General features: G+C 68.2%; 25 protein-coding genes. 14 read left to right on the top strand and 11 right to left on the bottom strand.

Features of this window, described 5'->3' with window-relative positions; genetic code table 11:
* Nucleotides 1-201: 201 nt before the first annotated feature.
* Entirely contained in the window at nt 202-1,548 is a 1,347-nt protein-coding gene (locus tag BLS81_RS18225; protein WP_093226036.1) for an MFS transporter, read from the bottom strand.
* A gap of 212 nt (nt 1,549-1,760) precedes the next feature.
* On the opposite strand from BLS81_RS18225, the gene cyoA reads away from it, so the two are divergent.
* The 11 genes from cyoA to BLS81_RS18275 all read left to right on the top strand — a co-directional run bounded on the left by cyoA (nt 1,761) and on the right by BLS81_RS18275 (nt 11,959).
* A complete protein-coding gene (cyoA, locus tag BLS81_RS18230; protein ID WP_093226170.1) occupies nt 1,761-2,846 on the top strand; it encodes a ubiquinol oxidase subunit II in 1,086 nt (361 codons plus the stop codon).
* A 12-nt stretch (nt 2,847-2,858) separates the two neighbouring features.
* On the top strand, nt 2,859-4,862 hold the full coding sequence (gene cyoB / locus BLS81_RS18235; RefSeq protein ID WP_371128303.1) for a cytochrome o ubiquinol oxidase subunit I: 2,004 nt from the start codon (nt 2,859-2,861) through the stop codon (nt 4,860-4,862).
* Nucleotides 4,863-4,865: 3 nt separating this feature from the next.
* Nucleotides 4,866-5,498, top strand: coding sequence for a cytochrome o ubiquinol oxidase subunit III (cyoC, locus tag BLS81_RS18240; protein WP_093226039.1), 633 nt, complete (start codon nt 4,866-4,868; stop codon nt 5,496-5,498).
* Complete coding sequence (cyoD, locus tag BLS81_RS18245; protein WP_093226041.1) at nt 5,495-5,893, top strand: cytochrome o ubiquinol oxidase subunit IV; 399 nt, start codon at nt 5,495-5,497, stop codon at nt 5,891-5,893. Before cyoC ends, cyoD begins: the two co-directional genes overlap by 4 nt.
* The gene (locus BLS81_RS20995) at nt 5,893-6,633 is read left to right on the top strand and encodes an SURF1 family protein (protein ID WP_218123166.1); all 741 of its coding nucleotides are present in this window, start codon (nt 5,893-5,895) and stop codon (nt 6,631-6,633) included. Before cyoD ends, BLS81_RS20995 begins: the two co-directional genes overlap by 1 nt.
* Before the next feature lie 86 nt (nt 6,634-6,719).
* Complete coding sequence (locus tag BLS81_RS18250; RefSeq protein WP_218123169.1) at nt 6,720-7,967, top strand: ATP-binding protein; 1,248 nt, start codon at nt 6,720-6,722, stop codon at nt 7,965-7,967.
* Nucleotides 7,960-8,490 (top strand): response regulator transcription factor, encoded by a 531-nt coding sequence (locus tag BLS81_RS18255; protein WP_093226044.1) that lies wholly within the window; start codon nt 7,960-7,962, stop codon nt 8,488-8,490. Before BLS81_RS18250 ends, BLS81_RS18255 begins: the two co-directional genes overlap by 8 nt.
* A gap of 237 nt (nt 8,491-8,727) precedes the next feature.
* Nucleotides 8,728-9,417, top strand: coding sequence for a PepSY-associated TM helix domain-containing protein (locus BLS81_RS18260; RefSeq protein ID WP_093226045.1), 690 nt, complete (start codon nt 8,728-8,730; stop codon nt 9,415-9,417).
* Nucleotides 9,418-9,428: 11 nt separating this feature from the next.
* Nucleotides 9,429-9,899, top strand: coding sequence for a DUF2271 domain-containing protein (locus BLS81_RS18265; protein ID WP_093226047.1), 471 nt, complete (start codon nt 9,429-9,431; stop codon nt 9,897-9,899).
* 198 nt (nt 9,900-10,097) lie between these two features.
* Nucleotides 10,098-10,982 (top strand): DUF4198 domain-containing protein, encoded by an 885-nt coding sequence (locus BLS81_RS18270; RefSeq protein WP_093226048.1) that lies wholly within the window; start codon nt 10,098-10,100, stop codon nt 10,980-10,982.
* A gap of 11 nt (nt 10,983-10,993) precedes the next feature.
* Complete coding sequence (locus BLS81_RS18275) at nt 10,994-11,959, top strand: FAD:protein FMN transferase (RefSeq protein WP_176787250.1); 966 nt, start codon at nt 10,994-10,996, stop codon at nt 11,957-11,959.
* Between the two features lie 111 nt (nt 11,960-12,070).
* On the opposite strand, the gene BLS81_RS18280 is transcribed toward BLS81_RS18275, so the two are convergent.
* Genes BLS81_RS18280 through BLS81_RS18295 form a run of 4 tightly spaced genes read right to left on the bottom strand, consistent with a single transcriptional unit; the run spans nt 12,071 to nt 15,589 of the window.
* On the bottom strand, nt 12,071-12,667 hold the full coding sequence (locus BLS81_RS18280) for an ABC-type transport auxiliary lipoprotein family protein (protein ID WP_093226050.1): 597 nt from the start codon (nt 12,665-12,667) through the stop codon (nt 12,071-12,073).
* A gap of 23 nt (nt 12,668-12,690) precedes the next feature.
* Nucleotides 12,691-13,653: an MlaD family protein gene (locus tag BLS81_RS18285; protein WP_093226051.1), complete on the bottom strand. Its 963-nt coding sequence runs from the start codon at nt 13,651-13,653 to the stop codon at nt 12,691-12,693.
* A complete protein-coding gene (locus BLS81_RS18290; RefSeq protein WP_093226053.1) occupies nt 13,653-14,483 on the bottom strand; it encodes an ABC transporter ATP-binding protein in 831 nt (276 codons plus the stop codon). Before BLS81_RS18290 ends, BLS81_RS18285 begins: the two co-directional genes overlap by 1 nt.
* Nucleotides 14,480-15,589, bottom strand: coding sequence for an ABC transporter permease (locus tag BLS81_RS18295; protein WP_093226173.1), 1,110 nt, complete (start codon nt 15,587-15,589; stop codon nt 14,480-14,482). Before BLS81_RS18295 ends, BLS81_RS18290 begins: the two co-directional genes overlap by 4 nt.
* 62 nt (nt 15,590-15,651) lie before the next feature.
* Here BLS81_RS18295 and BLS81_RS18300 point away from each other — a divergent pair, with 62 nt between their 5' ends.
* The gene (locus BLS81_RS18300) at nt 15,652-16,323 is read left to right on the top strand and encodes an HAD-IB family hydrolase (RefSeq protein WP_093226054.1); all 672 of its coding nucleotides are present in this window, start codon (nt 15,652-15,654) and stop codon (nt 16,321-16,323) included.
* A 137-nt stretch (nt 16,324-16,460) separates the two neighbouring features.
* Here the strand turns inward: BLS81_RS18300 and BLS81_RS18305 are convergent, their stop codons facing one another.
* From BLS81_RS18305 to BLS81_RS18315, 3 genes are all read right to left on the bottom strand, one after another.
* Nucleotides 16,461-17,723: a DUF445 domain-containing protein gene (locus tag BLS81_RS18305; protein ID WP_176787251.1), complete on the bottom strand. Its 1,263-nt coding sequence runs from the start codon at nt 17,721-17,723 to the stop codon at nt 16,461-16,463.
* Nucleotides 17,724-17,866: 143 nt separating this feature from the next.
* A complete protein-coding gene (locus tag BLS81_RS18310) occupies nt 17,867-20,986 on the bottom strand; it encodes an efflux RND transporter permease subunit (protein WP_093226056.1) in 3,120 nt (1,039 codons plus the stop codon).
* A gap of 6 nt (nt 20,987-20,992) precedes the next feature.
* Nucleotides 20,993-22,183, bottom strand: coding sequence for an efflux RND transporter periplasmic adaptor subunit (locus BLS81_RS18315; RefSeq protein WP_093226057.1), 1,191 nt, complete (start codon nt 22,181-22,183; stop codon nt 20,993-20,995).
* A 290-nt stretch (nt 22,184-22,473) separates the two neighbouring features.
* On the opposite strand from BLS81_RS18315, the gene BLS81_RS18320 reads away from it, so the two are divergent.
* A complete protein-coding gene (locus BLS81_RS18320) occupies nt 22,474-23,199 on the top strand; it encodes an SIMPL domain-containing protein (protein ID WP_093226059.1) in 726 nt (241 codons plus the stop codon).
* Nucleotides 23,200-23,256: 57 nt separating this feature from the next.
* On the opposite strand, the gene BLS81_RS18325 is transcribed toward BLS81_RS18320, so the two are convergent.
* The 3 genes from BLS81_RS18325 to BLS81_RS18335 all read right to left on the bottom strand — a co-directional run bounded on the left by BLS81_RS18325 (nt 23,257) and on the right by BLS81_RS18335 (nt 24,232).
* The gene (locus tag BLS81_RS18325) at nt 23,257-23,508 is read right to left on the bottom strand and encodes a GlsB/YeaQ/YmgE family stress response membrane protein (protein WP_093226060.1); all 252 of its coding nucleotides are present in this window, start codon (nt 23,506-23,508) and stop codon (nt 23,257-23,259) included.
* Nucleotides 23,509-23,606: 98 nt separating this feature from the next.
* Nucleotides 23,607-23,906, bottom strand: coding sequence for a CtrA inhibitor SciP (locus BLS81_RS18330; protein ID WP_093226062.1), 300 nt, complete (start codon nt 23,904-23,906; stop codon nt 23,607-23,609).
* A 98-nt stretch (nt 23,907-24,004) separates the two neighbouring features.
* Nucleotides 24,005-24,232: a hypothetical protein gene (locus tag BLS81_RS18335; RefSeq protein WP_093226063.1), complete on the bottom strand. Its 228-nt coding sequence runs from the start codon at nt 24,230-24,232 to the stop codon at nt 24,005-24,007.
* Between the two features lie 156 nt (nt 24,233-24,388).
* On the opposite strand from BLS81_RS18335, the gene mnmA reads away from it, so the two are divergent.
* Complete coding sequence (gene mnmA, locus BLS81_RS18340; protein ID WP_093226176.1) at nt 24,389-25,498, top strand: tRNA 2-thiouridine(34) synthase MnmA; 1,110 nt, start codon at nt 24,389-24,391, stop codon at nt 25,496-25,498.
* Nucleotides 25,499-25,504: the final 6 nt, after the last annotated feature.

Below are 25,504 nucleotides of genomic sequence, written 5' to 3' on the forward strand. Positions count from 1 at the left end.
CGGCCCTGAGCGGGGCGAAGGGCGGTCGGTCCGTCCGGTACCCCGTTCGCCCTGAGCGCAGTCGAAGGGCGTGCCCGATCGATGGCGTTTGCGGGACGTGCTTCGACGTCGCTCAGCACCAACGGGTGGGGATATGAACGCAAACGGCCCGCTCTCCTCGTGGAGAGCGGGCCGTTCGTGTTTTGCCGCCGAAGCGTTCGCTTAGGAGAACTTCTGCCCCAACTCGCGATTGACGAACAGCGCGGCGATCGTGCCGACCGCACCCGAGAGCAGGTAGGCGCCCGCCGCGAGCACGCCGAAATGGCTCGCCAGCAGCAGCGCGGCCAGCGGCGCGAACGCCGCGCCGACCAGCCAGGCGAGATCCGAGGTGAGCGCCGCGCCGGTATAGCGATGATGACTGGTGAAATTGCCCGCGACGACGCCCGACGACTGGCCGAAGCCGATCCCCAGGATCGCGAAGCCGAACACCATGAAGATGACCTCACCCACGTCGCCGCCGTTGAGGAGCTGCGGGGCGAAGCCGCTGAACGCCGCGATCGCCACCGCCGACACGCCGAGCACCGAGCGCCGCCCGAACCGGTCGGCGAGCAGCCCCGAGGCGAGCACCGCCATGAGGCCGACCACCGCGCCGCCGATCTCGATCTCGAGGAAGCGTGCCGGGTTCTGCTTGGTGAACAGGAAGACCCAGGAGAGCGGGAACACCGTCACCATATGGAACATCGCGAAGCTCGCGAGCGGCGCGAACGCGCCGATCACGATGTTGCGGCCCTGCGACGAGACCGTCTCGAACACCGGCGCGGGCTGGAGATCGCGGCTCTCGAACAGGTTCTGGTAATCGGGCGTCGAAACGATGCGCAGCCGCGCGAACAGCGCGACGACGTTGATCGCGAACGCCACGAAGAACGGATAGCGCCAGCCCCATTCGATGAAGTCGCCCGGCGACAGCGTCGAGACGAGGAAGGCGAACAGCGCGCTCGCCACGATCAGCCCGAGCGGCGCGCCGAGCTGCGGGATCATCGCGTACCAGCCGCGCTTGTTCTCGGGGGCGTTGAGCGCGAGCAGCGACGACAGGCCATCCCATGCGCCGCCGAGCGCGAGGCCCTGGCCGATGCGGAACACCGCGAGCAGGATGCCGGCGGTCTTGCCGATCTGTTCGCTGCCCGGCAGGAAGGCGACCGCCGCGGTCGCGCCGCCGAGCATGAAGATTGCGATCGTCAGCTTGGTCCCGCGGCCGTATAAACGGTCGATCGTCATGAAGATCAGCGAACCGATCGGTCGCGCGATGAAAGCGAGCGCGAAGATCGCGAACGAATAGAGCGTACCGGTCAGCCGGTCGACATCGGAGAAGATCAGTTGCGGGAACACCAGCACCGACGCGATCGCGTACACGAAGAAATCGAAGAATTCCGACGTGCGCCCGATGACGACGCCGATCGCGATCTCCGCCGGCGCGATGTCGCCGTGCTGGCCGACATTGCCATGCGTACCGCGCCCGTGGCCTCCGGGCGGCGTGTCGGCGTGGGGGTTGCCGATACTCTTCGTACTCATATCACGACTCCAGAAGGCGACGCGCCGCGCGGACGACACGGCGAGTCGATCGCGGATTGGGTCCGCGCGGTCAAGTCGCGCCTCTCCGATATTGCTCGCACCTGCGGGATTGGACAAAATGTCCTATGTTGCGGCGCGGCAGCCATGCTAGGCGCCGCCCCATGCCCGAGAGTGCTTCCACCCTTCGAGTCCGCACGATGATGCGGCCCTTCATGATCTTGGCGACCAGCCTCCTGCTCGGCGGCTGCAACATGGTTGTCCTGAACCCGGCCGGAGACGTTGCTGCGCAGCAGCGCGATCTGCTCATCATCGCGACCGTGCTGATGCTGCTCATCATCGTGCCGGTGATCGCGATGATCGCGCTGTTCGCCTGGCGCTATCGCGCGTCGAACACGGACGCGAACTATCAGCCCAATTGGGACCATTCGACTCAGCTCGAGCTGCTGATCTGGTCGGCGCCGCTGCTCATCATCATCTGCCTCGGCGCGGTGACATGGGTGGGGACACATCTGCTCGATCCCTATCGGCCGATCGAGCGCACCGTCGCGGGCAAGCCGGTCGCGCCCGGCGTCAAGCCGCTCGAGGTCGAGGTGGTGGCGCTCGATTGGAAGTGGCTGTTCATCTATCCGGAATACGGCTTCGCGACCGTCAACGAACTCGCCGCGCCGGTCGATCGGCCGATCGCCTTCAAGATCACCGCGTCCTCGGTGATGAACGCCTTCTACGTCCCCGCGCTCGCCGGCATGATCTATGCGATGCCGAGCATGGAGACGCGGCTGCACGCGGTCATCAACAAGCCCGGCGATTACACCGGCATGTCCGCCAATTACAGCGGCGCCGGCTTCTCGGGCATGCACTTCCATTTCTACGGCATGACCGACAAGGATTTCGCCGGCTGGGTCGCGCGCAACAAGGCGGCGGGCGGCACGCTCGACCGCGCCGCCTATCTCCAGCTCGAACGCCCGAGCGAGCATGTGCCGGTACAGCGCTTCGCCGCCGTCGAACCCGGCCTGTTCCGCGCCGCGGTCAACTTCTGCGTCAAGCCCGGCTCGGTCTGCACCGATGCGATGATGCGCACCGACGCCGCGCGCGACAGCCAGTCGAACGCGAACGAGCATGGCCCGATGCCGATGCCCGGCGGCCATCCGATGCCCATGCCCGGCCACTCGCCGGTGCCGCAGCCGTCGCCCGCCGCCAAGCCGGACACCGCCGGCCTGACCGGCGCCGACCTGCCGCGCCGGGCCGCCCCTTCAGCCGGCGTGGCGCTTGCCGCGACCGCCAGCCAACCCCGTCTGTAAGAAGCGATGTCCATGTCACCCCAGTTCGTTCCGATCAGCCCGATCTTCGGTCGCTTCACGATCGCGTCGCTGCCTCTTCAGGAGCCGATCGTCGTCGGCACCTTCTGCGCGGTCGCGCTCGGCGGCATCGCGCTGGTCGCGGCGCTGACGTGGTTCAAATTGTGGGGCTATCTCTGGAAGGAGTGGTTCACCTCGGTCGATCACAAGAAGATCGGCGTGATGTACATGGTGCTCGGGCTCGTCATGCTGCTGCGCGGTTTCTCCGACGCGATCATGATGCGCGCGCAGCAGGCGATCGCGTTCCACGGCTCCGAAGGCTATCTCAACGCGCACCATTATGATCAGGTGTTCACCGCCCACGGCGTCATCATGATCTTCTTCGTGGCGATGCCGTTCGTCACCGGGCTGATGAACTTCGTCGTTCCGCTCCAGATCGGCGCGCGCGACGTGTCCTTCCCCTTCCTCAACAATTTCAGCTTCTGGATGACGGCGGGCGGCGCGGTGATCGTGATGATGTCGCTGTTCGTCGGCGAATTCGCGCGCACCGGCTGGCTCGCCTATCCGCCGCTGTCGGGGGTGGCGTACAGCCCCGGGGTCGGGGTCGATTATTATATCTGGGCGTTGCAGGTCGCGGGTGTCGGCACATTGCTGTCGGGCGTCAATCTGATCGCGACGATCGTCAAGCTGCGCGCGCCGGGCATGACGCTGATGCGGATGCCGATCTTCACCTGGACCGCGCTGTGCACCAACATCCTGATCGTCGCGGCCTTCCCGGTGCTGACCGCGGTGCTCGCGCTGCTCAGCCTCGATCGCTACGTCGGCACCGATTTCTTCACGAACACCCTCGGCGGCAACCCGATGATGTACGTGAACCTGATCTGGATCTGGGGCCACCCGGAGGTGTACATCCTGATCCTGCCGCTGTTCGGCGTGTTCTCGGAAGTGACCTCGACCTTCTCGGGCAAGCGGCTGTTCGGCTATTCGTCGATGGTGTACGCGACCGTCGTCATCACCATCCTGTCGTATCTCGTGTGGCTGCACCACTTCTTCACGATGGGGTCGGGCGCGAGCGTCAACAGCTTCTTCGGCATCACCACGATGGTGATCTCGATCCCGACCGGCGCCAAGCTCTTCAACTGGCTGTTCACCATGTACCGCGGCCGTATCCGCTTCGATCTGCCGATGCTGTGGACCGTGGCGTTCATGGTCACCTTCGTGATCGGCGGCATGACCGGCGTGATGCTCGCGGTGCCGCCGGCCGACTTCGTGCTCCACAACTCGCTGTTCCTCATCGCACACTTCCACAACGTCATCATCGGCGGCGTGGTGTTCGGGGTGTTCGCGGCGATCAACTTCTGGTTCCCCAAGGCGTTCGGCTTCCGGCTCGATCCGTTCTGGGGCAAGATCAGCTTCGTATGCTGGGTCAGCGGCTTCTGGGTCGCGTTCACGCCGCTCTACATCATGGGCCTGATGGGCGTGACGCGCCGCCTGCGGACCTTCGACGATCCCTCGCTCCAGATCTGGTTCATCATCGCGGCGTTCGGCGCGGTGCTGATCGCGATCGGGATCGGCGCGCTGCTCATCCAGATCGCGGTGAGCATCCTCAACCGCGACAAGCTGCGCGACACCACCGGCGATCCGTGGCACGGGCGCACGCTCGAATGGTCGACCTCGTCGCCGCCGCCCGAGTATAACTTCGCCTTCACCCCGATCGTCCACGACACCGATGCGTGGTGGGACATGCAGGAGCGCGGCGCGGTCCGTCCGACCAGCGGCTTCAAGGCGATCCACATGCCGCGCAGCACCTGGGCCGGTATCGTCCTCGCCGGCCTGAGCGTGGCGCTCGGCGTCGCGATGATCTGGTACGTGTGGTGGCTGGCGATCGCGAGCTTCGTCGCGCTGCTCGGCGTCGCGATCTTCCATACCTTCAACTACAAGCGCGATTATCACATCCCCGCCGAGGACGTGACGCGCGTCGAGAACGAGCGCACCCGCCAGCTCGCCGCGGAGGCCTGAGACATGTCGGCTGATACCATGACCGCGAACGGCGACGCACAGATCGCCTTCTACGACCTCGACGAGCACGATCATCCCGAAGGCGGCAGCACGCTGCTCGGCTTCTGGATCTACCTGATGAGCGACTGCCTCATCTTCGCGATGCTGTTCGCGACCTATGGCGTGCTGGGCCACAGCTATGCCGGCGGCCCCGGCCCGCGCCAGCTCTTCGAGCTGCCGCTGGTCGCGCTCAACACCGCGATGCTGCTGTTCTCGTCGATCACCTATGGTTTCGCGATGCTCGCGATGAACCAGAACAAGGCCGGCCAGACGCAGCTCTGGCTGTTCGTCACCGCCTTGTTCGGCATCGCCTTCCTCACGATCGAGCTGACCGAATTCGCCTCGCTGATCCACGAAGGCGCGACACCGCAGCGCAGCGCGTTCCTGTCGTCCTTCTTCACGCTGGTCGGCACGCACGGGCTGCACGTCACCTTCGGCCTGATCTGGCTGTTCACGCTGATGGTGCAGATCGCCACCAAGGGGCTGATCCCCGCCAACCGCCGCCGCCTGATGTGCCTCAGCCTGTTCTGGCACTTCCTCGACGTGATCTGGATCGGCGTCTTCACCTTTGTCTATCTGATGGGAATGCTGCGATGAGCGCGCACCAACATGCCCCCCATGCGGCCGGCGAGCCGCACGGCCACGGCGACCACGAAGGCGGCGCGGCGCACGGCACCTACGCCAGCTATCTGCTCGGCTTCGGCCTGTCGGTGGTGCTCACCGCGATCCCGTTCTGGCTGGTGATGGCGCATGTCCTGCCCAACGAGACCACCGGCTATGTCATCATGGCGTTCGCCGCGATCCAGATCGTCGTCCACATGATCCTGTTCCTCCATCTCGACAGCAAGTCGGAAGCGGGCTGGAACATGATGGCGCTGGCCTTCACGGTCGTCGTGCTGGTCATCACGCTGAGCGGCTCGCTCTGGGTGATGTACAATATGAACACCAACATGATGCCGATGTCCGTCGAGGACATGCGCCAGATGCCGTAATGGCCGGCGGCGGTGCTCCCGAGCGGCCGCCGCGTTCTCCCGCCACGCTGATCCTGCTGGGTGGCGTGGCGGCGCTGCTCTTCGGCGCGCTGGTCGCGCTCGGGATCTGGCAGGTCGAGCGGCGCGCGTGGAAACACGCGCTGATCGCGCAGGTCGACGCGCGGCTCCATGCCGCGCCGGTCGCCCCGCCGGGGCCGGCCGAATGGCCGCGAATCGACGCGCGCGACGCCTATCTCCGCGTCGCGCTCAGCGGCCAGTACCTCCCCGATCGCGAGACCTTCGTCAAAGCCGTGACCGAGCGCGGCCCCGGCTTCTGGGCGCTGTCGCCGCTTGCCACCGATCGCGGCTTTGTCGTGCTGGTCAATCGCGGTTTCGTCGCAACGCCCGTCGCGCCGGCGCCGGCCGGGGCAGTGCGCGTGACTGGCCTGCTCCGGCTGAGCGAACCGGGCGGTGGCTTCCTGCGCGCGAACGATCCGGCGGCGGACCACTGGTTCTCGCGCGACGTCGCGGCGATCGCGCGGGCACGCCACCTCGCGCCGGTAGCGCCCTATTTCGTCGATGCCGATGCCGCGTCCTCGCCTCCCGGCGGTCCGGTCGGCGGGCTGACCGTGGTCAGGTTCAGCGACAACCATCTCATCTATGCGCTCACCTGGTTCGGACTCGCCGCGCTCGTCGCCATCGGCGCGGTCATCGTCGCGCGCGAGGAGCGCCGCGTGCGCCGCGCCGCGGCGGCGCGGTGAGCGTCGCGGCCGGGCCGCCGCGCGAGCCGACCCGGCTCGCGCTGGTCGCGGCGCTGCTCTCCGCCGATGCGGCGGGGCGCAAGAACATGGTGCTGCTCGTCCAGCTCCGCTGGCTGGCCGTGGCGGGGCAGCTCGCGACGATTCTGCTCGTTCAGTTCGGAATGGGCGTGGAGTTGCCGCTGCGTGCGATGGCGCTGGTGCTGGCGGCGCTGGTGCTGGTCAACCTCGCCAGCCTCTCGCTGCTCCGCCAGCGCCGCACCATCACCAACAGCGAGTTGCTGCTCGCGCTGCTGCTCGATGTCGCCGCGCTGACCACGCAGCTTTACCTGAGCGGCGGCGCGACCAATCCGTTTGTGTCGCTGTTCCTGCTGCAAGTCGTGCTCGGCGCGATCCTGCTCGGCCGCTGGTCGAGCTGGGCGTTGGTGGTCGTCACCTGCGGCGCGTTCGCGTTGCTGATGCGCCGCTTCCGCCCGCTCGATCTGCCGATCAACCTCGCCAGTGATCCGTTCGGGCTGCACATTGTCGGCTCCTGGGCGTGCTTCGCGCTGGTCGCGGTGTTGCTGGTGCTGTTCGTCACCCGGATCAGCGGAAATCTGCGCGCGCGCGATGCTTATGTCGCCGACATGCGCCAGCGCGCGGCGGATCAGGACCATATCCTCCAGATCGGGCTGCTCGCCTCGGGCGCGGCGCACGAACTCGGTACGCCGCTCGCCTCGCTCGCGGTGATCCTCGGCGACTGGCGGCGGATGCCCCGGCTCGCCGCCGATCCCGAACTCGCGCAGGACGTCGCCGAGATGCAGGCCGAGGTGGAACGCTGCAAGGCGATCGTCACCGGCATCCTGATGTCGGCTGGCGAGGCGCGCGGCGAAGCGCCCGAGATCACCAGCGTCCACGGCTTCTTCGCCGATCTGGTCGACTATTGGCGCGCGCGCGGCACCACCCCGCTCGCCTATGACAATGCGTTCGGCCCGGACTTGCCGATCGTTTCGGATACCGCGCTCAAACAGGTGATCTGCAACGTGCTCGACAATGCCGCCGAAGTCTCGCCCCAGGGCATCGGCCTCGCCGTCGAGCGTGCCGGCGACGCGATCCGGCTGAGCGTGCGCGATGCCGGGCCGGGTTTCGCGCCCGACATGCTTGCCAATCTCGGCAAGCCCTATCAATCGACCAAGCAGCGCCCAGGGGGCGGGCTCGGGCTGTTCCTCGTCGTCAACGTCATGCGCAAGCTGGGCGGCTCGGTGACGGCGCGCAACCGCGACGAGGGCGGCGCCGAGGTGACGCTGAGGCTGCCGATCGCCTCGCTCGCGCTCGATACGGAGACGCCCGATGCCTGACCGCAAGCTCGTGATCGTCGAGGACGACGAAGCCTTCGCGCGCACGCTCAAGCGCTCGTTCGAACGGCGCGGCTATGCCGTGCTCACCGCCGACAGCCCCGAAGCGCTCGACACACTGCTCGCCGAGCACCGGCCCGGCTTCGCGGTGGTCGATCTCAAGCTCGGCCAGGCCTCGGGCCTCGCCTGCGTCAAGACGCTGCACGCGCATGATCCCGCGATGCTGATCGTCGTGCTGACCGGCTATGCCAGCATCGCGACCGCGGTCGAAGCGATCAAGCTCGGTGCCTCGCATTATCTCGCCAAGCCCTCCAACACCGACGATATCGAGGCGGCGTTCCGCAAGACGCGCGGCGACATTGACGCGCCGATCAGCGACCGCCAGACCTCGATCAAGACGCTCGAATGGGAACGCATCCACGAGGTGCTGGCCGAGACCGGCTTCAACATCTCGGAAACCGCGCGCCGGCTCGGGATGCACCGGCGCACGCTGGCGCGGAAGCTGGAGAAACAGCAGGTGAAGTGAGCGGCCGTCCTCCCTCGCCCTCTTCTCCCCTCCCTGGAAGGGAGGGGCCGGGGGTGGGTTGGCTTGTGGCGGGCCTTCCGCTTCCTCGGGTGCCAACCCACCCCCAACCCCTCCCTTTCCGGGAGGGGAGAAGGTCGCAGCAGCCTACGATTTAGCTATTGCGAACCAATCGCATAAACCGTACCACGCTCCCGGAACGGGGAATCGGCGGCGTCTGCGCGGCTGTTCGGAGTCGGGATGGGCGCTTTGGTGAAGGATGGTCTGGCCGAATCCGGCGCGCGCGCGGCGGCCCCGGTGGCGGTGTCTCCACCGCGCGCCAAGCCCAAGTTCCGCGCTTGGTGGATGAAGCAGCTCATCACCTGGCACTGGATCAGCGCGGCGGTGTCGCTCGCCGCGATGCTGCTGTTCGCGATCACCGGCATCACGCTCAACCACGCCGCGAGCATCGCCGCCACGCCGGTCGTCACCACCGCCAAAGCGACTGTGCCGCCGCATCTGATGCGCCTGCTCGGCGCGCCGCACGCCCCGGACGCGCCGCTGCCCGATGCCGTCGCCGACGATCTCGCGCTGCGGCTCCACCTCGACGCGCGCGGGCGGCCCGCCGACTGGTCCGACGACGACGTCTATGTCGCGATGCCGGGGCCGGGCCGCGACGCGTGGATCAGCATCGCGCGCGCGACCGGCGTCGCCACATCGGAGGTCACCGATCGCGGCTGGATCGCCTGGGCGAACGATCTCCACAAGGGCCGCAACACCGGCGGGGTGTGGTTCTGGTTCATCGACGTTTTCGCCGCCGCCTGCGTGCTTTTCTCGCTGACCGGGCTGTTGCTGCTCCAACTCCACGCACGGCGGCGGCCGCTCACCTGGCCGATGGTCGGGCTCGGCCTCGCGCTGCCGCTGATCCTCGCCGTCATCTTCATCCATTGAGGGGAACCACCATGCGCAAGACACCGCTCCTGATCGCCGGTGCGCTGGCCACGCCGGCGAGCGCGGGCACGATCAGCGTCACCATTCCGCAGGTGCCCGTCGCCGAATATCACCGGCCCTATGTTGCGGCATGGATCGAGCCGGTGGGCGGCGGCGCGGCGCAGACGGTGTTCGTGTGGTACGACATCAAGAAGAAGGGCGCCGAGCCGGGCACCAAATGGCTGTCCGACCTGCGCACCTTCTGGCGCAAAGGCGGCCGTTCGCTCACGCTTCCCGCCGACGGTCTAAGCGGCGCGACGCGCGCCCCCGGCACCTACCAGATTCCGCTGCCCACCAATCTCAAACCCGGCGCGTACACGCTGTACGTCGAGGCGGCGCGCGAGACCGGCGGGCGCGAACTGGTCTCGGTCCCGCTCGGCGTTCCGGTCAAGCCCGCACGCGCGGCGGGCAAGACCGAACTCGGCACCGTCACGATCCGGTGAAACAGGTCGAGATCACCTTCAGCCGTTCGTGCTGAGTAGGGATCGAGTAGGCGCTTGCGCCGTATCGAAAGCCCGTATCGAAGTGCAGTGAATCGCGCTGCCCTGTCCTTCGATACACTGCCTCGATACGCCCTGCGGGCTACTCGGCAGTTACTCAGGACGAACGGAGACAACCAAGCTCTAACCGGGAGGTTTTCGATGCGCTCCGCTCTCCGTCTCGCCACCGCCGCCGCCCTGCTGTCCTGCGCCGCCCCGGCGCTCGCGCATCGCGCCTGGCTTGTGCCCTCGACCACGATCGTCTCGGGCACCGACGATTGGGTTTCGATCGACGCGGCGATCTCGAACGATCTGTTCTTCGCCGATCACAATCCGATGCGCCCCGACATGGTCAAGATCTGGGCGCCCGACGGCAGCCCCGCGCCGATCCAGAACGCCGCGACGCTGCACTATCGTTCGGTGTTCGACGTCAGGATCGACAAGCCCGGCACCTGGAAGATCGGCACGACGCAATCGGCGGTGATCGGCAGCTTCAAGCTCGATGGCGTCGAGTGGCGCGTCGGCGGGCGCGGCTTCGGCGGGGCAGCCCGTCCGCCCGCGCCGGGCGCGGCCCGGCCGGCCGGGGAGGGTGCCCCGCCGCGCCCGAGCGTCGCCACCGTCGCCGACATCCCGGCCAACGCGACCGACATCAAGCTCACCGAGGTGATCGGCCAGAACAACGTCTTCATCACCGCCGGCGCACCGAGCACGACGGTGTTCCAGCCGACCAACAAGGCGCTGGAGATGGTGCCGGTGACGCACCCCGACGAACTCGTGTCGAACGAACCGGCGACGTTCCGCTTCCTCATCGATGGCAAGCCCGCCGCCGGTCTCAACGTCACGCTCGTCCCCGGCGGCAAGCGCTACCGCGACAGCGAAGGTGCGTTCGACGTGACCACCGGCGCGGACGGCGTCGCCAAGGTGACCTGGCCGTTCGCCGGGCTGTTCTGGCTCAACGCCACCACCACCGACGCGCACCCGAGCGCCCCCCGCGCGACCGAGCGGCGGATGAGCTACACCGCCACGCTCGAAGTGGTGGCGCCATAACCGCCGGCGCGATGCGCCTCGCGATCCCGCGCGATCTCGACGCGCGCGCGATCGCCGGGGTGGACCGCGCCGCGCGCGTGGCCGATCTCGCCGGCGAGACGATGGGAACGGTGTGGCGGGTGCGCTGCGCCGTCCCCGCCACGCATGACGTCGCGGCGTTGCGTACGGCGATCGTGCGGCGGCTGGCCGGGATCGTCCGCGAGATGAGCCACTGGGAGCCGGCGTCGACGCTCAGCCGCTTCAACCGCGCCGCGGCGGGCACATGGGTGCGGCTGCCGCAAGACTTTGCGACGGTGATCGCGGCTGGCTTCGACATCGCCGAGCGCTCGGGTGGCGCTTTCGATCCGGCGATCGGGCGGCTGGTCGATCTATGGGGGTTCGGCCCTCGACCGCACACGTGCGTACCCCGGACCGCGGACATCGCCGAGGCGCGAACGATGTCCGGTTGGCAGCGTCTCGCTTTCGACGGCGCGGGGTGGCTGCACCAGCCGGGCGGTATCGCGCTCGATCTGTCGGGCATCGCCAAGGGGTATGCGGTCGATGCTGTCGCGCGCCTGCTTTGGGAGCAGGATGTCGTACACGCGCTGGTCGAGATCGGCGGTGAATGTCGGGGGATGGGCGTGCGGCCCGATCTCGATCCGTGGTGGGTCGATATCGAGACCCCGCCGGGTGCGGAGCTCGCCCCGCTTCGTGTCGCGCTGCACGGATTGGCGGTCGCCACGTCGGGCGATTACGTGCGCGGCCCCCACACGCTCGATCCGCGCACCGGCCATCCTGCCCGCGCCGTAACCTCGCTCAGCGTGCTCCACCCGTCGGCGATGATCGCCGATGCCTGGGCGAGCGCGCTGACGGTGCTCGGCCCGGCGGCGGGCGCCGCGCTCGCCGAGCGCGAGGGGCTGGCCGTACGGTGCATCTATCGCGCGGAAGGCGGCATGCGCGAGTGGCTCAGCCCGGTGTTGCGAGCGATGCTGGCGTGAGTTCCGCCACCCGCCCACGTTCGTCACCCCAGCGCAAGCTGGGGTCTCCCCGGAGGCCGGGAACGCGCTACCACGCAGAGACCCCAGCGTGCGCTGGGGTGACGAACGAGGCTACTTTCCCACCCAGTCCGCGACCTCGCCCGCGACCTGGTTCGCCGCCTGGTTGAGCGCCGCGGCGCTTCCGTTCGCGTCGATCGCTGTGACCGGCACGCTCGCCGAGAAGCGCTTCTTCTCGATCACGTTCTTGTCGTCGCGGATCAGCGACCCGTCGAACGCGACCACCGCCTGCTTCGAGCCGGCGTCGATCCCGAAGCTGCGGAGTTCGCCCGAGAGCCGCGCACCCGGATCGGCGCGGAACTGCGACACGCTGAGCACGACGCGCCCGGTCTTCGCCGCGACCGTGTCCGACACCAGCCGCGCGAACAGCCGCGCCGGCGGTTCGACCCACAGCGCCTTGGGCACATAGGCGATCGAGGTCTGGTTGATCTGCACCGGGATGCGATTGCCCGCCAGCGCCTGCGAGACGGCGGGCACCTGGATGATGATCGTCGCCGCGTTCGCCGAGCTCTGGTCCTGACCGGCCGGCAGCGCGGTGGTCGAGGTGATCGTCAGCAGCGAGGCGGGCGGCTTGGGCGCGAGGCTGATGCAGCCCGACAGCGATGCCAGCGCGGCGAAGGCGGCGAAGGCTTTCAGGGGAAGCGGACGCATCGGAAACCTCATATGCTGGGCCATCACTTGCCACCTTTATAGTCGGGCAGCTTGGGCTGGCCGACGAGCGATCCCGCGCCGCCGCGATCGAGCTTCTCGGCGACGGCGGTCAGCGCCTGCGACATATTGCGCAGATCGTGGATCAGCGCGCCGACCTCGGGGATGGTCTCCTTCGAGAACGCCTTGATGCCAGGCCGCGCGTCGGTGATCGCCGCGTCGAGCGTCTCCATGCTGTGCTGCGCGGAGGCGACGGTCGCGCTCAGGTTCTTGGTGGCCGGGCGGACGTCCTCGTTGATCATCGTATTGGTCGATCCCGCCAGGTCGCCGATCTGCTTGGCGGCGTCACCGGCCTGCTTGAGCGTGGTGCGCATCTCGGCGAGCGTCGCCGCGATCTCCGGCCCGCGATCGGCGAGCGCGCCGGTCAGCCGGTTGGTGTTGGCGAGGATGCCGGTGATCGACTGCTGGTTCTTGTCGGAGAGCAGTTCGTTGAACCGCTCGGTCAGCGTCGAGATGCGTTCGAGCAGCTTCGGCGCCGAGTTGAGCAGCGCGCCGAGGCCGCCGGCCTTGGCGGGGATGGTCGGCACGCCGTTCGGGCAATCGAGCAGCGGGTTGGTTTCGGGGCAGGTGATCGGCGGCGCACCCTTCACCGCGCCGTCGAGCTGGATCGTGCTGGTGCCGGTGAAGCTGCCCTGGATCGTCGCGGTGGTGCCGACCAGGATCGGCGTGTCGCGGTTGACGCTGATCCGCACGCGCACGAACTGCGGATCGTTGGTCAGCGCGATCTCCTTCACCTCGCCGGTCGGCACGCCCGAGAACGCGACCGCCGATCCCTTGGCGAGGCCGTCGACCGACTGCTTGAAGAAGATGTCATATTCCTTGTCGGTCGCCGCGCCGAAACGCGCGATCCACACGAGGAACGCCGCCATCACCAGCAGCAGGATCAGCACGACCGAGCCGACCAGGACGTGATTCGAGCGCGTTTCCATCAGCTTTCGGTCCCTGCAATCTCGTTGGCCGCGGCATGCTCAACCGACGCGCTCGCGGCGCGGCCGCGCGGCCCTCTGAAATATTCCTGAATCCACGGGTGATCGGTCGCGAGCAGCTCGTCGATCGTGCCGACCGCGATCACCTTGTGGTCGGCCAGCACCGCGACGCGGTCGCAGATCGCGTACAGCGTATCGAGATCGTGCGTGATGAGGAACACGGTCAGCCCGAGCGTCTTCTGGAGCGAGCGGATCAGCTCGTCGAACGCGGCCGCGCCGATCGGATCGAGCCCGGCGGTGGGCTCGTCGAGGAACAGCACCTCGGGGTCGAGCGCGAGCGCGCGCGCGAGGCCGGCGCGCTTCTTCATCCCGCCCGAAAGCTGCGACGGATATTTCGGCCCGGCATCGGCGGGCAGCCCGGTCATCACCACCTTGTACGCGGCGATCTCGTCGAGCAGCGCGGGCGGCAGCCCCTTGTAGAATTCGCGCAGCGGAACCTGCACGTTCTCCGCGACGGTCAGCGTCGAGAACAACGCGCCGCCTTGGAACAGCACGCCCCAGCGTTTCGAGAGATCGACCATCTCGGTCTCCTCGCGGTCGATGGTCGGCTCGCCGAGCACATGGATGTCGCCCGCCTGCGGCTTCTGCAGGCCGATGATCGAGCGCATCAGCACCGACTTGCCGGTGCCCGATCCGCCGACCACGCCGTAGATCTCACCGCGCCGCACCTCGAGATCGAGCCCGTCATGCACGACCTGCTCGCCGAAGCTGTTGCGCAAGCCGCGGACGACGATCACGTCGTCGGTATCGGTGTCTTCGGGCTGCGCGCTCATATCCAGCCCACCCATGTGAAGAACACCGCGAAGAATGCGTCGAGCACGATGACGAGGAAGATGCCCTGCACCACCGCCGAAGTGGTGCGCTGGCCGACCTGCTCGGCATCGCCCTCGACCAGCATGCCCTGGTAACAGCCCGCCATGCCGATGATCGCCCCGAACACCGGCGCCTTGACCAGCCCGACGTAGAGATCGGTGAGCGGCACCACCTCGCGCAGCCGCTGGATGAACGTCACCGGCGGGATGCCGAGCGACACCCAGCACAGCAGCCCGCCGCCGATGATCCCGACCAGCGCCGAATAGAAACCGAGCAGCGGCATCATGATGACCACCGCCATCACGCGCGGCAGCACCAGCGCCTCCATCGGCGAGACGCCGATCGTGCGCATCGCGTCGATCTCCTCGGTCAGCTTCATCGTGCCGAGCTGCGCCGCGAACGCCGAGCCCGAGCGCCCGGCGACCATGATCGCGGTCATCAGCACGCCGAGCTCGCGCAGCGTCAGCCGCCCGAGCAGGTTGATCGTATAGACCTCCGCGCCGAACTGGCGGAGCTGCACCGCGCCTTGTTGCGCGATGACGATGCCGATCAGGATGCTCATCAGCCCGATGATGCCGAGCGCCTTGACGCCGACCACCTCGAAGCGCTGCACCGTCGCGTTGAAGCGGAAGCGGTTGGGGTGGATGACGATGTGCCACACCGCGATCATCATCGCGCCGAAGAAGCCGAGCAGGCCGACCAAGGTCTTGCCGGTCACCACCACCGCGTCGCCGACCTCGCCGATCACGCGCGCGATGCCGCCGACCGGCGCGGGGCGGATCGCCACCGGCTGATCCGCCGCCTCGACCTGTTCGAGCAGATGCCTGCCGTCGGAGTCGAGGCCGTCGATCTCGGCACCATGCTGCGCCGCGAAGCGGTGGATCAGCCATGCGCCGACGGTGTCGATGCGCTCGATGCGGCTGAGATCGATCGAATCGACTTCGCCCTCATAATCGCGCAAACGGTCCGGCAGATCGCCGATCTGCGCCAGCGACAGGCTGCCGGTGAAGCGAACCACGTCGCGCGCGCCGGAGCGTTCGGACGTGAAGGCGGCTGGTTCGGTCATCGCGCGCATCTTTGCTGCAATCGCGCTGGAACGGCAAGCTGCGCTTTTGCTAGGATGAACCGATGCACGCCATCGCCATATACGACCTCGATAAGACGATCACCTACGCACCGACATGGACTTCGTTCCTCGTTTCGAGTGCGCGGCGCGAAATGCCGTGGCGGCTCGCGCTGCTGCCGCTCGCGGGGGTGGCGACGCTCGGCTATGCGCTCAAGCGGCTAGATCGCGGCGCGCTGAAGGCGGCGACCCAGCGTCTGATGCTCGGCAATGCCTGGCCCGAGGCGCGCGCGGCGGCGGCGGCGGCGCGCTTCGCCGAGGGTGTCGTCGCGACGGGCGTCTATGCCGGCGCGCGCGCGGCGATCGCGGCGGATCGCGCGGCGGGGCGGCGCATCGTGCTGGCGACCGCCTCCTACGCCTTTTACGCGCGCGCGATCGCCGAACGGCTCGGCTTCGACGACGTGATCGGCACCGGGGTGGCGTCCGACGGCGGCCGGGTCCGCGCGCGGATCGACGGCGAGAATTGCTACGGCGCCGCCAAGCTCCGCATGATCGAGGCGTGGATGGCCGAACAGGGGATCGCGCGCGATGATGCGACGATCCGCTTCTACAGCGATCACGTTTCCGACGCGCCGACGCTCGAATGGGCCGACGAAGCCTTCGCGGTCAACGCCCACGCGCCGCTGCGGGTGATGGCGGCGCTGCGCGGCTGGACGGTGGTGGATTGGGAGCGGTGAGGGCGTGAACGAACGTCCCCGCGCCGCTTTCCTCATCGTCACCCCAGCGCACGCTGGGGTCTCCCGGGGGCCGGGCGCGTGCTATCGCGGAGAGACCCCAGCGTGCGCTGGGGTGACGGTATTGTGGCGGGCTACGCTCAGCCGAGCGCCACGTCGACCGTATGGATCGCCAACCCCACCAGCCCGCCGACCAAAGTCCCGTTGATGCGGATATACTGCAGGTCGCGCCCGACCGCATTCTCCAGCCGCCGCGTGATCGTGTCGGCGTCCCAGCCCTTGACGGTCTCGGAGACGAGCCGGACGATGTTGTCGCCGTAATCGGCGGCGATGCCGACGACGGTGCGGCGCACGAAGCGGTTGATCGTCGCGCGTAGCCTCGGTTCGCGCTGGAGCGTCTCGCCGAGCTGACGCAGCGCGTCGCCGATCGGACCCTGCATCACCCGGTCGGGGTCGCGCGCCATGCGCAGCAGGCCGCCGCGCGCCTGCTCCCACAGACCGTCGAGCCAGCGCTGCATGGCGGGATTGGCGATGATCTCGGCCTTGATCGCCTCCACCCGCGCGCGCATTTCGGCGGAATGGGTCAGGTCATGGGCGAGGGTTTCCAGCGCCTCCTCGGCCTTGGCGCGGAGCGGATGCGCCGAATCGGCGGCCATGTCGCTGAGCAGCCCGTTCAGCCCGGCGATGATCTTGTTGGCGAGCGTTTCGTCGAGCCCGGTCCAGCGCAGGATAGATCCGGCGCGCTCATGCACCATCGCGCGGATCAGATGCTCGTTCGCCTCGAGGATGCGCGCCGCCCAGCGCACGATGCCGTCGAGCAGCGGCAGATGCCGTCCTTCCGCGATCGCGGCGGTGAGCGCCTGGCCGAGCAGCGGCGCGACATCGAGATCGGCGAGCCGGGTGCCGATCATCGTCTTGACCATCCCGCCGAGCCGCTGCTGGTCGAGCGCCTGAAGAATGTGGATGGTCAGCGCCGAGGCGCCGCGCGCGATGCGCCCGTCGCGCGCGAGCGGGTTGGCGAGCCAGCGCCCCGCCGCGCCCGCCACGTCGAGCCGCAGCATCCGCCGCGCGACCACGCGCGGAATCAGGAAATTGTCGCGCAGGAACGCGGCGAGCGTGGTGCCGATGCGATCCTTGTTGCGCGGAATGATCGCGGTGTGCGGGATCGGCAGGCCGAGCGGATGGCGGAACAGCGCGGTCACCGCGAACCAGTCGGCGAGCCCGCCGACCATCGCCGCCTCGGCGAAGGCGCGGACGAAGCCGAGCGCGGGCCAGCGCTGGTCGTACGCGCGCGAGACGAGGAACACAGCCGCCATCGCCAGCAACAGCCCCGTCGCGATCAGCCGCATGCGGACCAGCCCCGGCGAGACGGCTTCGATGCGCAGGGGACCGGCTTTCCTCATCGGGAAACAAAAGCCCGAGGCGCCCGATAGTTCAAGTCCGCCGTTATTATCGTCGCCCCGGCGAAGGCCGGGGCCGCTGCGCAATTTGGCGAGCGAGTGCCTCAAAACTCAGCGGCCCCGGCCTTCGCCGGGGCGACGGGGGATTACTCCGCCGGGTGCGGTGGCAGCCGTGGGGTATCGTCATGCTCGATCAGCGGCTGCCCGTCGTCGCCGGGACGATAGGTGAGCAGCCGCCGCCCGAGCCGCGGCCCCGCCCAGCGCTCGATCCCGACCGCGAGGCTGAACAATGCCGGCACGATCAGCAGCGTCAGGATCGTCGAGAGCGTGAGGCCGCCGATCACGGTGATGCCCATCGGCGCGCGGAACGATTTGTCGCCGGCGAGGCCGAATGCGGTCGGCAGCATTCCCGCGACCATCGCCACGGTGGTCATCACGATCGGCTGCGCGCGCTTGTGCCCGGCGTCGAGGATCGCGGCGCGCACGGGCACGCCGTGCTTCATCTCCTCCAGCGCGAAGTCGATCAGCAGGATCGAGTTCTTGGCGACGATGCCGAGCAACATCAGCATGCCGATATAAACCGGCATCGACACCGGATAGCCGGTCACCAGCAGCGCGATCAGCCCGCCCAGCGGCGCTAGCATCAGCGAGCCCATGTTGACGAACGGCGGCAGCAGCCGCTGGTAGAGCAGCACCAGCACCGCGAACACCAGGAACACGCCCGCGAACACCGCGACGATGAAGTTGGAGATCATCTCCTCCTCCCACTTCGACTGGCCGAGCACGAGTTCCTTCACGCCCATCGGCATGTTTTTCATGATCGGCAGATCGTGGACGAGCTTCTTGGCGGTGCCGCTCACCACGCCGGGGGCGAGATCCGATCCGACCGTGATCTGGCGCTGCTGCGCGACACGCTCGATCTTGGTCGGCCCGGCGCCGAAGCCGATGTCCGCGACGAGGCCGAGCGGCACCGATTCGCCGGCGGCGGTCTGCACCGGCAGGTTCTTGATCGTCGACAGCCGCTGGCGCGAATTCTGCGCGAGCGCGACCCGGATCGGCACCTGACGATCCGACAGCGAGAATTTGGCGCTGTTCTGGTCGATGTCGCCGAGCGTCGCGATGCGGATCGCGGTCGACAGCGCGTTGGTGGTCACGCCGAGATTGGCGGCGAGGTCCATGCGCGGCCGGATGACGATTTCGGGGCGTTCGAGATCGCCCGCGATTCGCGGCGCGACCAGACTCGGGACATGCGACATCTGCGTGACCAAAGTCTGCGCGGTCTTGAGCAGCACCGCGGGATCGTCGCCGCCGAGCGTAACGGTGAAGTCGCGGCCCGAACTCCCCCAGCCGTTGCCCGACTGGAACGAGACGCGCGCATCGGCGAACTGCGCGAGCTGCGGCGCGAGCCGGCGCTCGAACGCGACGCTGGTCACGTCGCGGCCCTGCCCGCGCGGCTTGAGGATCGCGCTCACCCGGCCGCTGCCGACCAGCGCGCGCGAATAGACCGAGGCGACCTCGGGCTGCTGGCTGAGGAAATCGGCGACCTTGCGCACCACCACCTGCGTCTGCGCGAGCGTTGTGCCGGGCACCATCTCGATATTGGCGCGGCTGCTGTCGTTGTCGCGGTCGGGCTGGAAGGTCTGCGGGATCACCGAGAAGCACACCACGGTCAGCGCGAGTGCGGTGGCGGCGCCGACGATCGCCGACCAGCGGTGCTGGAGCGTCCAGCGGAGCGTCGCCATATAGACGTCCATCAGCCGGCCCTCGCCGTGGCTGGCGGTGCCGTGCGCCTTGAGGAAATAGGCCGCGATCATCGGCGTGATGAGCCGCGCGACCGCGAGGCTCATCAGCACCGAGACGACGACGGTGAGGCCGAAATTCTTGAAGAACTGCCCCGCGAGACCGGGCATCAGGCCGACCGGCAGGAACACCGCGACGATCGCCATCGTCGTCGCCAGCACGGCGAGGCCGATCTCGTCGGCGGCGTCGATCGACGCCTGATAGGCGGTCTTGCCCATCCGCATGTGCCGCACGATGTTCTCGATCTCGACGATCGCGTCGTCGACCAGCACACCCGCGACCAGGCTCAGCGCCAGCAGCGTCATGTTGTTGAGCGTGAAGCCCATCAGATCCATGAACCAGAAGCTCGGGATCGCCGACAGCGGGATCGCCAGCGCGGAGATGACGGTCGAGCGCCAGTCGCGCAGGAAGATGAACACGACCACGACCGCGAGCAGCGCGCCCTCGATCATCGCCTCCATCGCCGAGTCATATTGCTTCTCGGTATATTTGACCGAGTTGAAGATCTCCTTGAACTTGACCTTCGGGTTGCGCTTCTCGAGCTCGGCGAGTTTCTTGACCGCACCCTTGTAGACGTTGACGTCCGAGCCGGTCTTCGAGCGCTGGAAATCGAAGCTCAGCACCTGCCGGCCGTCGAGTTCGGACGACGAACGCTGCTCCGCGTAGAGATCGCGCACGTCGGCGATGTCGGAGAGGTGGATCGAGCGCCCGCCGCCGACCGAGATCTGCGTCTGGCCGAGATCATACGCGCTCTTGGCGTTGCCGAGCACGCGCACCGCCTGTTCCGATCCGGCGATCTCGGCGCGGCCGCCGGCGGCGTTGAGATTGACTTGGCGAAGCTGCTGGTTGACCTGGCTCGCGGTGAGGCCCTGCGCCTGCAGCTTGAGCGGATCGAGGATCACGCGGATCTCGCGGCTGACGCCGCCGTTGCGGTCGACCGCGGCCATGCCGGGCACCGACAGCAGTTCCTTCGACACGGTGTTGTCGATGTACCAGCTCAGTTCCTCGATCGTCATGTCGGTGCCGATCGCGGCATAGCTCGCCAGATCGTTGCCGGTCGTGTTGGCGCGGATCACCTGCGGTTCGAGGATTCCGTCGGGCAGGTCGCTGCGGATCTGCTGGATCGCGCCGCGCACGTCCTCGACCGCGCGGTCGATCGGCGTGCCGATCGCGAGCTGGACGACCGTCTCCGACTGGCCCTCGGTCACGGTCGAATCGATCTCGTCGATGCCCTGCAGGCTGCGCACCGCCGCTTCGACCTTCTGCGTGACCTGCGTTTCGAGTTCGGTCGGCGCCGCGCCGGGCTGGGTCACCTCGATGATGACGACCGGGAATTCGATGTCGGGCTGGTTGTTGACGTCCATCGTCGCGAAGCTGACGATGCCGGCGACGCTCAGCATGAAGAACAGGACGATCGCGAACACCGGGTTGCGGATCGACCAGGCGGAGATGTTGCGGAAGCCCATCGCGCGTCAGCCGCGCGGCTTTTGGGAAAGCGGCTTTTGCAGGATCGGCTTCACCTTCTGTCCCGGCGCGAGGAACGCGCCCGCCGACAGCACGACCCGCTCGCTGCCGCTCAGCCCCTCGGCGATGGCGACGCCATTGTCCGAAACCTCGCCGACCTTCACGTCGCGGCGCACGACCTTATCGTTCGCGTCGAGCACATAGACGAAGTTGCCGCGATCGTCGCTCTGGATCGCCGAGTTCGGCAGCAGCGGCGCGCTGGTCGAGCCGCCGCCGATCTCGGCCGCCGCGAAGCCGCCGGGGCGCAGCGCGGGATTGTAGCTTAGCGCGATGCGGGCGATGCCCTGCCGGGTCTGCGTGTCGATCACCGGCGAGACCTGCCAGACGGTGCCGCTATAGCTGACGTTGCTGCCGACCGGGCGCACGGTGGCGGGCGAACCGACGTGGATCGCGGCAAGATCGCCCTCGCTCAACTGCGCGCGCATCTCCATCTCGCCGCGCTCGGCCATACGGAACAGCGTGCCCGAACTCGCGCCGACGATCTGCCCGGCCTCGACGCCGCGCGCGAGGATCAGCCCGGCCTCGGGCGCACGAATGTCGAGCCGGCCGTTGCGCGCGAGCTGCTCGTCGAGCGATGCCTGCGCGACCTTGACGCGCGCGAACGCGGCGTCGCGGGTCGCGGCCTTCTGCTCCAGATCGGCCTTGGAGATGAAGCCGCGATCGACCAGTGCCAGCGCGCGGTCGTAATTGGATTGCGCGATCCCCGCGTCGGCGCGCGCCGCGCGGACCTGCGCGGCGAGCGATGCGCCGGTCTGCGTCTGCACCGCGCGGTCGATGGTGGCGAGTACCTGGCCCTTGCCGACCCATTGGCCCGGCTCGACCAGCACGCGCGTGATCATGCCGCCTTCGCCGGCGACGCCGACCGGCATGTCGCGCTTGGCGGCGAGCGTGCCCGTCGCCGAAATGACCTCCGCAACGTTCGAGCGGCCCGGCGCCGACACGGTGACGCTCGGCAGTTGCTCGACGGCGGCGGGCTTGGCGGCGGGGTGGCTGTGCATCCACCACCAGCCGAGGACGAGCGCGCCGACGATCGCGATCACCGCGCCGATCACCAGCGTGCGCCGATAGCCGCGTTCCGCCTCGGGGGCGGGCAGGGCAAGGGTGCCGCCATTGTCCAATAACGGCGTCTCGTAGTTCATGTCGCTCACGTCCTCGCCCCGGCCGATGCCGTATACCGGGTGCTGTGTTACAGAAACAACGCACCGCGCTCAAGGGTTCTTCGCGAAGCGAGCGAGGAATGACCCGTCATGAAGGCTTCGGCAAGACGTCGCGCGCCGATTTCAGCATGAAATCTGTCGTATAGCGACCGTTTCGGAAGATTTTCTTGCCGAAGCCCCGAACACCTTCGTTCATCCTCGGTTGTTCCAGGCCATGCGAACAGGGCCGTACCGGGCCTGCCGGCCCGCTCAACCGGGAGGATTTGCGAAACATGCGTTCATATCTTCAGGCGACCGCGCTGGCGGTGCTTCCGTTCGCCGCCGTGCCCGCGGGCGCGCAGGCGCAGGTGCCGGCCGCGCCGACGATCCTCGCCGACGGAACGTTGCTCGATGTGCAGGCGGAAGGCAGCACCACGCGCGCGCCCGACGTTGCGACGATCCGCGCCGGCGTGGTCACCCAGAGCGCGACCGCGGCGGCGGCGCTGGGCGACAACGCGCAGCGCATGGCCCGCGTGCTCGACGCGCTCAAGCGCGCCGGGGTGAATGCACGCGATGTCCAGACCGCGACCGTCAACCTCAGCCCGCAATATCGCTATGCCGAGGGGCAGGCGCCGACGATCACCGGCTATCAGGCGACGAATTCGGTGGCGATCCGCTTCCGCGACATCGCCAGGGCGGGCGCGATTCTCGATACGCTGGCGGGGGTCGGCGCGAACCAGATCGACGGACCGAACCTCTCGATCGACAATCCCGAAGCCGCGCTCGACGAGGCGCGCGCCGCCGCCATCAAGATCGCCCGCGCGCGCGCCGATCTGTACGCGCGCGCCGCCGGCCTGTCGGCCGCGCGGATCGTCTCGATCGCCGAGACCGGCGTGAACGACGGCGCGACGCCTGGCCCCGTGATGTTCCAGCGCGCCGTCAGGGCCGATTCGACCCCGGTCGCGGCCGGCGAATCGCGCGTGTCGGCGTCGCTGACGGTGCGCTTCCTGCTCAAGTGAAACGACACGGGCCGCGCGGCGTGAACCGCGCGGCCCGTGATCTTCGCAAACGTCAGCTTAGCGGAGCGAGCCGCGGCGAACCAGGTTGACGATCGCGAGCAGGATGATCGCGCCGATCAACGAATAGATGAAGGTCGTGACAGTAATGACCTGATTGATGCCGCCGCCGAACAGCGCGGAGGCGATCACCGAGCCGATGATGCCGACGACGACGTTGAGAATGATCCCCTGTTGACCGTCGGTGCGCATGACGATGCTTGCGAGCCAGCCGACGATGCCGCCGATTACGAGCCAGATAATAAGTCCCATGTTTCCCTCCATTATGCCCCCTCGACGGGGATGACAGGGAGCAAGACGTTTCGGGACCGAATTTGTTCCGGTTTTGCCGGTGCGCGCGCCTGCCGCGATCAGTATTTCTGCTGGCGTTCGTAGAGCGAGCGGTAATGCTGGATGCGCGTCACGCGCAGCCCGGGCATGCCCGACCGGTCGATCGCGCGCTGCCAGCTCGCGAACTCCTCGACGGTGAGGTTGTAGCGCTGGCAGACCTCATCGACGGTCAGCAGCCCGCCGTTGACGGCGGCGACGACCTCGGCCTTGCGGCGCACCACCCAGCGCGTCGTCTCGGGCGGGGGCAGCGATTCGAGCGTCAGCGGCTCCCCGAGCGGGCCGATCACCTTGGCCGGTCGTATCTTCTGGTTCTCGATCATCACTAACCTCGATCGGGGCGGGGGGCCCCCTCTCACGTCACATGGGGATATCGTATCGGGATTGAAGGGCGGTTAAAGCAGGAGGGTAAACGCCGCCTTCATCCCGCTTTCCAGCGTCCGAACGTCGCGGCCACGGCCCGGTTGAACGCGCCGCCGCTCGGCGTGAACACGCTCCGCGGCGCCGCGACGGGCGACAGCCGCGCGTGGAGGATCGCGGTCGGGCTCGCCGCCTGACGCGCCGAGACGCCGACCATCAGCACCGCCAGATCGGGCGGCAGGCCGGTGACGCGGCCGTCCTGTACGAAATGGGGAAAACTCAGGTCCACGACGGCGTTCCGCTTTCTTGTGCCAGGGAAATCCGTGTAAACGAACCCGTCTAAAGGCTTGGTAAAGCGCGCGAAGAAAATCGCGGATGCGCGTTCGTGCCGGCGCCTGCCCCGCCGCGCTTTGCATCCGCCGCCGCCACGCCCTATCTGCACGCGATGACCTCCGAAGCCGATTTCCAGCTTGGGGCGGACCTTGCCGGCCGCCGCATCGTCGTCGCCATGTCGGGCGGCGTCGATTCGTCGGTGGTGGCCGCGCTCGCCGCGCGCAGCGGCGCGGAGACGATCGGCATCACGCTCCAGCTTTACGATCATGGCGAGGCGGTCGGCCGCGCCGGCAGTTGCTGCGCGGGCCGCGACATCCGCGACGCGCGCGCGGTGTGCGACCGGCTCGGCATCGCGCATTACGTGTTCGATCATGAAAGCAGCTTCCGCGCCGAGGTGATCGACGGGTTCGCCGACGAATATCTGGCGGGCCGCACGCCGATCCCGTGCGTGCGCTGCAACATGGGGCCGAAATTCACCGACCTGTTCAAGATCGCCCGCGATCTCGGCGCCGACTGCCTCGCCACCGGCCATTACGTCCGCCGCGTCGAAGGCGCACACGGCGCCGAACTCCACCGCGCCGCCGATCCCGCGCGCGACCAGAGCTATTTCCTGTTCGCCACCACGCAGGCGCAACTCGATTACCTGCGCTTCCCGCTGGGCGGGCTACCCAAGCCGCGCGTGCGCGAACTCGCGGCCGAACTGGGCCTGGGGGTCGCCGCCAAGCCCGACAGCCAGGATATCTGCTTCGTGCCCGACGGCGATTATGCATCGCTGGTCAAGAAGCTGCGGCCCGAGGCCGACACCAGCGGCGAGATCGTCGACGAGCGCGGCCGCGTGCTCGGCCGCCACAAGGGGCTGATCCACTTCACCGTCGGCCAGCGACGCGGGCTCGAGATCGGCGGCACGCCCGAGCCGCTCTACGTGATCCGGCTCGACGCGGCGACACGCCAGGTCGTGGTCGGCCCGCGCGCCGCGCTCGCCGTCGGCGCGGCGCGGCTGTCGGGGATCAACTGGCTCGGCGGCGATTTCGACGGGCCGCTCACCGCCAAGGTGCGCTCGCTCGCCAAACCGGTGCCGGCGCGGCTGATCGGCGACCGCGTGACGTTCGACGCGCCCGAATATGGCGTCGCCCCCGGCCAGGCGGCGGTGCTCTACGCGGGCGAACGCGTGCTCGGCGGCGGCTGGATCGAGGAGACCGAGCGCGCGCTGGTCGCGGCGTAGCGCTCA

Origin of the sequence: Sphingomonas sp. NFR15, from assembly GCF_900103265.1 — a bacterium.
Lineage (GTDB): Bacteria > Pseudomonadota > Alphaproteobacteria > Sphingomonadales > Sphingomonadaceae > Sphingomonas > Sphingomonas pollutisoli.

Bases quoted from the DNA above. Each gene is read 5' to 3' on its own strand.
- cyoC (WP_093226039.1), top strand. From the start codon at position 4,866: ATGTCGGCTGATACCATGACCGCGAACGGCGACGCACAGATCGCCTTC.
- BLS81_RS18290 (WP_093226053.1), bottom strand. From the start codon at position 14,483: ATGAGCGCGCAGCCCGAAGACACCGATACCGACGACGTGATCGTCGTC.
- BLS81_RS18325 (WP_093226060.1), bottom strand. From the start codon at position 23,508: ATGGGACTTATTATCTGGCTCGTAATCGGCGGCATCGTCGGCTGGCTC.
- BLS81_RS20995 (WP_218123166.1), top strand. From the start codon at position 5,893: ATGGCCGGCGGCGGTGCTCCCGAGCGGCCGCCGCGTTCTCCCGCCACG.
- BLS81_RS18265 (WP_093226047.1), top strand. From the start codon at position 9,429: ATGCGCAAGACACCGCTCCTGATCGCCGGTGCGCTGGCCACGCCGGCG.
- BLS81_RS18275 (WP_176787250.1), top strand. From the start codon at position 10,994: ATGCGCCTCGCGATCCCGCGCGATCTCGACGCGCGCGCGATCGCCGGG.
- BLS81_RS18305 (WP_176787251.1), bottom strand. From the start codon at position 17,723: ATGAGGAAAGCCGGTCCCCTGCGCATCGAAGCCGTCTCGCCGGGGCTG.
- BLS81_RS18295 (WP_093226173.1), bottom strand. From the start codon at position 15,589: ATGACCGAACCAGCCGCCTTCACGTCCGAACGCTCCGGCGCGCGCGAC.
- mnmA (WP_093226176.1), top strand. From the start codon at position 24,389: ATGACCTCCGAAGCCGATTTCCAGCTTGGGGCGGACCTTGCCGGCCGC.
- BLS81_RS18225 (WP_093226036.1), bottom strand. From the start codon at position 1,548: ATGAGTACGAAGAGTATCGGCAACCCCCACGCCGACACGCCGCCCGGA.
- cyoD (WP_093226041.1), top strand. From the start codon at position 5,495: ATGAGCGCGCACCAACATGCCCCCCATGCGGCCGGCGAGCCGCACGGC.
- BLS81_RS18260 (WP_093226045.1), top strand. From the start codon at position 8,728: ATGGGCGCTTTGGTGAAGGATGGTCTGGCCGAATCCGGCGCGCGCGCG.
- cyoA (WP_093226170.1), top strand. From the start codon at position 1,761: ATGATCTTGGCGACCAGCCTCCTGCTCGGCGGCTGCAACATGGTTGTC.
- BLS81_RS18320 (WP_093226059.1), top strand. From the start codon at position 22,474: ATGCGTTCATATCTTCAGGCGACCGCGCTGGCGGTGCTTCCGTTCGCC.
- BLS81_RS18330 (WP_093226062.1), bottom strand. From the start codon at position 23,906: ATGATCGAGAACCAGAAGATACGACCGGCCAAGGTGATCGGCCCGCTC.
- BLS81_RS18310 (WP_093226056.1), bottom strand. From the start codon at position 20,986: ATGGGCTTCCGCAACATCTCCGCCTGGTCGATCCGCAACCCGGTGTTC.
- BLS81_RS18315 (WP_093226057.1), bottom strand. From the start codon at position 22,183: ATGAACTACGAGACGCCGTTATTGGACAATGGCGGCACCCTTGCCCTG.
- BLS81_RS18285 (WP_093226051.1), bottom strand. From the start codon at position 13,653: ATGGAAACGCGCTCGAATCACGTCCTGGTCGGCTCGGTCGTGCTGATC.
- BLS81_RS18270 (WP_093226048.1), top strand. From the start codon at position 10,098: ATGCGCTCCGCTCTCCGTCTCGCCACCGCCGCCGCCCTGCTGTCCTGC.
- BLS81_RS18280 (WP_093226050.1), bottom strand. From the start codon at position 12,667: ATGCGTCCGCTTCCCCTGAAAGCCTTCGCCGCCTTCGCCGCGCTGGCA.
- BLS81_RS18250 (WP_218123169.1), top strand. From the start codon at position 6,720: ATGGTGCTGCTCGTCCAGCTCCGCTGGCTGGCCGTGGCGGGGCAGCTC.
- cyoB (WP_371128303.1), top strand. From the start codon at position 2,859: ATGTCACCCCAGTTCGTTCCGATCAGCCCGATCTTCGGTCGCTTCACG.
- BLS81_RS18255 (WP_093226044.1), top strand. From the start codon at position 7,960: ATGCCTGACCGCAAGCTCGTGATCGTCGAGGACGACGAAGCCTTCGCG.
- BLS81_RS18300 (WP_093226054.1), top strand. From the start codon at position 15,652: ATGCACGCCATCGCCATATACGACCTCGATAAGACGATCACCTACGCA.